Consider the following 6,066-nt stretch of genomic DNA (forward strand, 5'->3'; position numbering starts at 1 on the left):
CCCCGACCGCAGTACAAGTGACCGAGGCCAGGACAGAGGAGCGAGAGCAAGCCTGCGAGCCAGGGTTTTCGCGGTTGGTCTTGGTTGTCTGTCATCGCAACGTCGTCTCCTTCGCCGAGGGTCAGATGAGGCTGTAGCCGCACCGCGTGCAACTGTAGGTCGTGTTCGGGCTCAGGTGGCCGCACTTCGGGCAGTCCCACTTCTCGTACGGCTTCTCGGCCCCGGTCAGCTGCTTGCTCATCGTCTCGGTGACGTCCACTCCTCCGGACGCCCAATCGATGATGCACGCAATCGTTCGAATCGGCCCCATCGGGAGCCCCCACCAGCCAGCGAGGATGCTGATGAAGAGGTACGGCAACCCCTTCCTTCTCGGGCTCTCCCCGGCTCGCACGAGTATCGGCCGAGACTTCAGCGTGATCGTGAGAACCACGACCGAGAAACAGAAGTCGTACTGGCGGAACCGCCCACCCTTCTCTAACTCGGCTACCAGGTTGGGGTTCTCTTGTCGCATGGTTCGATACTACGCTCGTGCCCACCGCGCCTCACGCAGGCGGCGAGCCGCGCGGCGGCTATTTCCGTAGTGGGAGTTGAGTGGAGCGTTCTTCAGTAAGAAGGCGAACCTCAGGTAGCCCCCACAATTATCAGATCACCACGACCACGAAGACCGAACTTCCACCGCACTCTCCGTGGCGGACTTTCGCCGCTCGCGCTCTGCCCTCGACGAGTCGTGCTGCCATCGCCGGATATTTCGCGCGCATGAACGCGGCGGCTTTCTCGAAATCGTACCCGATCTGAATCCGGTATTTGCCTTCGCTCACGAGATTCAAGTCTCCGACGTATACGATAGACCCCGGAGGGATCTCGAACACGGCCGTGGTGCCGCCGGTGCACACGCTCAGAATACCTTCGCCGGGCGGCAAAATCCTGTTCACGCCATAGGTCTCACCGCTTTTCGATGGCTTGATCGGGGCGACGATGTAGCCGCCCTCGGGGGTGTTGTTGAGCACTCCGCCGTCGGACAGGTTCAGGCCCCAGCCTTCCGAGTTCATCACACCGGGGAACACCTGGACGCGGATCGCCGGACTCACGCCCATGACGATGACCGACTTCTCGCCATTCTCGACGAAGTTCGCGCCCGCGGGAAGGTTCGGCCACGCCCCGCAACCCGCTGCCAGGGACGCGAGAAGCAACAGCGCCATTTGCTTTGGTATATTCATGAGCCTCCTCTTGAGGATAGGCACAAACGCCTTTTCCTCCGGCACCCATCCCCGCCACTGTTGTCCGCCCCCGCTCGTGCCTGGTGAGCCTACGCTACCGCCGGACGATGAAGTCATCAAGCGCGCAGAGAGCGCGCAGAGACGCGCATGCGGAGAGGAGGGCCGCCTCAGCGGGGCTACGGTGCTACGCGACCGCCGGTCGGCGAGAGCCGCAAGAGGCGAGGGTTTCATGGGTGGGAGCTGAGAGGACTCGCGCACAAACGCCCGCGGCGCACACCGCGGCCTTGCGGCGCAGCGCGGGAGCGATGCCGGGGTCAGTCGTCGTAGTCGTCGGGAAGGTCGAGCTGCTCGGACGGGTCGAAGAGGTCGAGCTGCTCGGGCTCTTCGGGCGGGGCACGCACGGGCCGATGTCGCGGCGCCTCGGTCGGCAAGCCGAGGTGCGAGAGGATCTTTTCGATCACCTCGGGCTGCTCGATCATCGCGATGAGCTTGAGCCTGCCGTTGCACTTAGGGCAGCCGTTGATCGTGTTCTTTCTGACGACGGCTGTTTTCCGCCGCCTCCGGAGCCGCTGTCCGCGCCGGCGTCGGGCGGCGCGAGCGGCTCGTCGGGCCGCGCGCAGCGGACTCCGGCGCAGTGCATGGTGAGAGTGTAGATATCGCCGTTAAACAAGGATCGTGAAGAGATCCTCCCCTCGCCCAACCCAGTACAAGTTCCGCCGCCTTTAATGATCGGATGTATCCCTTCTCTCATCGGATCCGTACATCCATCCTCACACCAACTGTAGTCATCGGTCACTGTGGGTGCCGTGTCCGCTACCCACTCGGCGACGTTTCCGAGCATCGCGGGCACGCCAAACACGCTCTCCATGCTGCCCAGGTTCTTCGTCTGCGGCAGGCACCACGGCCACCCCTCCGAGTAGCACGGCTGGTCCTCGCATCGGGCGAGGTATCCGAGACCGCATCCGTAGTCGATGTCCGAGTACGGGAATCGCAAATACGTCGGCCCGCGCGCCGCGTACTCCCACTGCGCCTCGGTCGGCAGCGTCTTGCCCTGCGCCTCGCAGTACAGCTGCGCGCCGTACTGCGAGAAACCGCCCACGACCCAGTCACCCTCTGATGGAATCATGTGAGGCCACTCCACGTCGTCGCAGTTGATGGTGTCCGGGCACAGCGCGAACTGGCCAGTATCGTCCAACGCTACGGGGATCACGAAGAAGTTATGCCAAACCGATTTTCCATCCTCTGTCTCAACATAGAAAGGATGACGTATGTATCCTTCATTCAACGTGTTGAGCCAAGCGATAAGGTGATCGTAGTCCGCTTCATCCCTGTCGATGAAAAACGGGCTCAGTGTCACAACGTGGAGTGGATTCTCCTCATCAAGACACTCGGTGTCCTGCGGCACGCACCCCATGGGGAACGAGCCGCCGGGGATGCACACTTCCCCTTCCTGAGGCGCGTTCTCGCACGGCACAAGCGGTCCGCCGTCGAACAGCAACGTGTCCGTGTCACTGTCCGAATCCGTGTCGGTGTCCGCGTCGGTGTCGGTATCCGAATCCGTGTCGGCGTCCGAGTCCGAGTCCGCATCCGTGTCGGTACCACCGTCCATCCCCGCGTCCGAAGCACTGTCGTCTCCGCCGCACGACGAGCAGGCAAAGAACAAGGACGCGATGAAGAAAAGAAACGCTGCGTTCGCCTTCGTATCCATGCCGTTTCTCCTCACTCGTCAGCCGCCTCGGAGAAGAGGTATTCCTCCATCAGGCAGTGCCCACTCACGCACTCGGCGCCGCTCGCGCAACGCACATCGCAGAAGCCGCAGCTCTCCACGTCGCTCTGCAGGTCGCGACAGTCGATCCAGTACGGCGCGCCGCAGTTCGTCCGGTCGCCCCAGCACGGGTCGTATATCGAGAGCCACGGTACGCATTTGCCTTCGGAGCAGGTCTCGCCGAACCCGCAAATGTTGCCGCACTTTCCGCAGTGCAGCTGGCTGCCCGCCGTGTCCACGCACTGATTGCCACCCAGTGCTCCATAGCAGCACGTCTTGCCGCCCGTGCACGCAGTGCCGCACTTCTCGCCCCAGCGCGGAACACAGAGCCCGAACTCGCAACGCTTGTTCGCGGCACACACGTGGTCGCACCACCCGCAGTTCGCGGCATCGCTCTTCGCGTTCACGCAGGCCGGAAGGCCGTTCGGATCCTCGCAGCACGCGAGTCCGCCCGGACACTGAGTTCCCTCGCAGTCGAGCGACGTCACGATCGCGCACACGCCGTCCAGGCACGTCTCATTTGCGCCGCACCTGTGGCCGCACGCCCCGCAGTTGTCGGTGTCGACAGCCACGTCCGCGCACACTACGTCCTGCTCGCCGCGGCAGCACACCTCGTCGGCTCCACAGGAGAAACCGCCGCACGCATCGCGCGACAGGTCGAGTTGCAGGCAGTCCGGGGTGTTCGCGGGACAGTGGTAGACCATACCGTCGAGCGGGAGCCTCGTGCTTTGCAGGTACACCGTGAACGGCCCTTCCCGAGCGTCGAGGCTTGAAAGGTGCACGAGGATCCCCGCGTCGTTCTGCGTGACCTCGCCCACTTGCTCCCCGCGGACGTTCGCCACGGCCACGCGCACGGACGCGGCGCCGACACCCGAAGTCGGCCTGTAGACGAGCTCGTTCCCCATCGTCACTTGGCCTTGGTCAGGGACAAGCATCGTCGCGTTCGCCTCGCCGCTCAACTCCTTCACCATGACCGGCTCCCACGGCGGCACGATGAGCCGCTCGAGCTCATCGTAGAAGTCCGGGTGCTCGCTGCCCTCAGCGTAGAATCCTAAAGAAACCCTGTATACGAGCGACGGGTACTCATCGGTGGAGGGATCGGTGACTGATCGCAGCTGCACCGTGATCGGCGTGCCGCCTTTGAAAGTCGCGAGCTGTGCGTCGTTCAACGTCACCTCCAGACTTACGACCGAATCGCCCGCAGCGGGCTCGGTCCACGGGAACAGTAGGTTGCCCGGCGGGAACAGCGGCAGCGTCCCGAGATGCGCCATGGCCTCGAAGCCGCCGTCGGGCGCAGCCGGGATCTCGGCGCACAGCGTTTCCACTTCGACGACGAGCATGTTGCTGAAAATAATGTCGGGAAGCGTCGGCGTTTGGAATCGGATCTCGTCCGTGTCCCTTGGCGGCTCCGCCATCGGGCTGCCGTCCTGGTGCAGGGTCGCTACCCAGCTGGTGGATGCGTTGTTGACGCCGTTCACGACGACCGGCTCAGCGCCCTCGAAGTCATCCTCGAACGAGGCGCTCCAGCAGACGTCCGGCGTGTCACACATCCCGGCCATGCAGAACGCGCCGTTGCCATACCATGTCGAGCACGGAGCGACGAGCTGGATTTCAGGGCCGCTCGGATCGTAGCCGCACTCCTGGCATCGATCCCGGTCCTCGTTGCAGAAGAACCGCTGCACGTCCGCTACGATGCGATCCTCGCAGAACTCGTCCGACGTCATGGAGCCTGCATGTTCCGTGGATTCCGGCAGCGCGCCGGTCGCGCAGCCCAAGCCGCGGACCTTCGTCACTCGGATATCGTTGACAAGGGTGTCGTCATGCGCTGCCGCTGTCAGCTCGGCCTTGACTTGGTAATCGATTCCCGGTTTGAAATCGGCCCGCATCTCGTAGCTGGAGAGATCCCCGGGAGGCGACATCCCGTACAACGAGGCACTGTCGAAGACCCTACTTCGGGCATGTACCGTGCCCCAAGGAAAGACACCCAACGGCGACACGGATGTTTTCACGGTGTAGTTCGTGTCCCAAGCGGGCGAGTTCGTATTCTGGTAAAGCACGTCTCCGGTGACTGCCCAACGCCCGGCCGGGACGTACACTGTGTTGTCCATTTCGCCGTGGATCACGCCTCTGCGCCCGCCGTCGTGCACGAGCAGACCTACCACACCCGTGTCCGCCCGCGCGGCGAACGGCGCGCCTAATTCGTCCGAGCCGATCAACGGCGTTGCGGCCTGGGCGATCAGATATCGGGCCGCAGCCAGGAACCCTGCGTTCGCTACCGCGACCGTCATCCGCGACATCGGCGCGCGGCCGTCAGTCCCGACCGGGGTCGTGCTGTCGCAGCTCATGTGTTCGCCCCAGTCCGCAATCAGCGGTACGTCAGCGGGAATCGTCGGATCGAATTCGTTCAATGACCACGGCGGCAGCTCGATGTTGAACGCGTTGATCCCGCGGTACGTCTCGTCATCGTAATTGTCGATACCCGCCAACACGGCGCCGGCCGATGTCGGCGTGCGTGCGGTCCAGCTCGGGATCTGCCCCATCCCACTGCCCCGCCCGCCGGTCCCGTAATCGAAAAAGCTCGGCAGTACGGTACCGATTGCCGCGTGCGACTGCCAGTAGGTTTGTCCCGCGGTGGTTGAGAGGTCGGCGGCCCTGTTTCGGATTTCCTCGATATTGTCGGCGTCATGCCCGCCTGCGTCGCCGAAACCAACCGGTGCCGTTTTAGTCGTCCGCCCCATCTCGGCGACGAAGTTGTGCACATCCACGACCGCCACCACCGGCGCGTTGAGCACCAGGTGCCGGACGAGACGAGCTTCTGGAGCCTCGAACGGTTCTGTGCCCTGGTAGTCGTCCAGGCAGCAGGTACGCAACGCGTCGTAGGCGCAGTAGTTGTTTTCGTTGCAGATCAGATCCGCGCCCGTGTCGAACATGCCGGAGAAGGAGCCCGCCGCCTGGTTCGTCGCGCAATCGGCCCCGAGGCCCACGTCGCTGCACCCGAGGAGGAGGCTACCGTTGCAGTGGGAGAGCGCATCCACGCCAGACCACGCGGTCGTCGGCGTCACGGCCCCGCCCTCGGGCGTGAAC

At 63.8% G+C, this 6,066-nt stretch carries 6 protein-coding genes; 1 reads left to right on the forward strand and 5 read right to left on the reverse strand.

The annotated features are described in order from the left end of the window. Positions 1-121: 121 nt before the first annotated feature. The 5 genes from M0R80_30940 to M0R80_30960 all read right to left on the reverse strand — a co-directional run bounded on the left by M0R80_30940 (position 122) and on the right by M0R80_30960 (position 5,522). Positions 122-511, reverse strand: coding sequence for a hypothetical protein (locus tag M0R80_30940; GenBank protein MCK9464057.1), 390 nt, complete (start codon positions 509-511; stop codon positions 122-124). A gap of 130 nt (positions 512-641) precedes the next feature. Further along, entirely contained in the window at positions 642-1,199 is a 558-nt protein-coding gene (locus M0R80_30945) for a hypothetical protein (GenBank protein ID MCK9464058.1), read from the reverse strand. 332 nt (positions 1,200-1,531) lie between these two features. Beyond that, on the reverse strand, positions 1,532-1,696 hold the full coding sequence (locus M0R80_30950; GenBank protein MCK9464059.1) for a hypothetical protein: 165 nt from the start codon (positions 1,694-1,696) through the stop codon (positions 1,532-1,534). Beyond that, a complete protein-coding gene (locus M0R80_30955; GenBank protein MCK9464060.1) occupies positions 1,693-2,925 on the reverse strand; it encodes a formylglycine-generating enzyme family protein in 1,233 nt (410 codons plus the stop codon). Before M0R80_30955 ends, M0R80_30950 begins: the two co-directional genes overlap by 4 nt. Positions 2,926-2,936: 11 nt before the next feature. Continuing rightward, on the reverse strand, positions 2,937-5,522 hold the full coding sequence (locus M0R80_30960) for a hypothetical protein (GenBank protein MCK9464061.1): 2,586 nt from the start codon (positions 5,520-5,522) through the stop codon (positions 2,937-2,939). Between the two features lie 358 nt (positions 5,523-5,880). Between M0R80_30960 and M0R80_30965 the strand changes: the two genes are divergently transcribed. Next, positions 5,881-6,066, forward strand: a 186-nt coding sequence (locus M0R80_30965) for a hypothetical protein (GenBank protein ID MCK9464062.1), incomplete at its 3' end; no start/stop codon positions are given.

The organism is Pseudomonadota bacterium (genome assembly GCA_023229365.1).
Taxonomy (GTDB): Bacteria; Myxococcota_A; Polyangia; order JAAYKL01; family JAAYKL01; genus JALNZK01.

Excerpts from the sequence above, each read along its gene's own strand:
- M0R80_30940 (MCK9464057.1), bottom strand. The coding sequence starts at position 511 with ATGCGACAAGAGAACCCCAACCTGGTAGCCGAGTTAGAGAAGGGTGGG.
- M0R80_30945 (MCK9464058.1), bottom strand. The coding sequence starts at position 1,199 with ATGGCGCTGTTGCTTCTCGCGTCCCTGGCAGCGGGTTGCGGGGCGTGG.
- M0R80_30950 (MCK9464059.1), bottom strand. The coding sequence starts at position 1,696 with ATGATCGAGCAGCCCGAGGTGATCGAAAAGATCCTCTCGCACCTCGGC.
- M0R80_30955 (MCK9464060.1), bottom strand. The coding sequence starts at position 2,925 with ATGGATACGAAGGCGAACGCAGCGTTTCTTTTCTTCATCGCGTCCTTG.
- M0R80_30960 (MCK9464061.1), bottom strand. The coding sequence starts at position 5,522 with ATGGGGCAGATCCCGAGCTGGACCGCACGCACGCCGACATCGGCCGGC.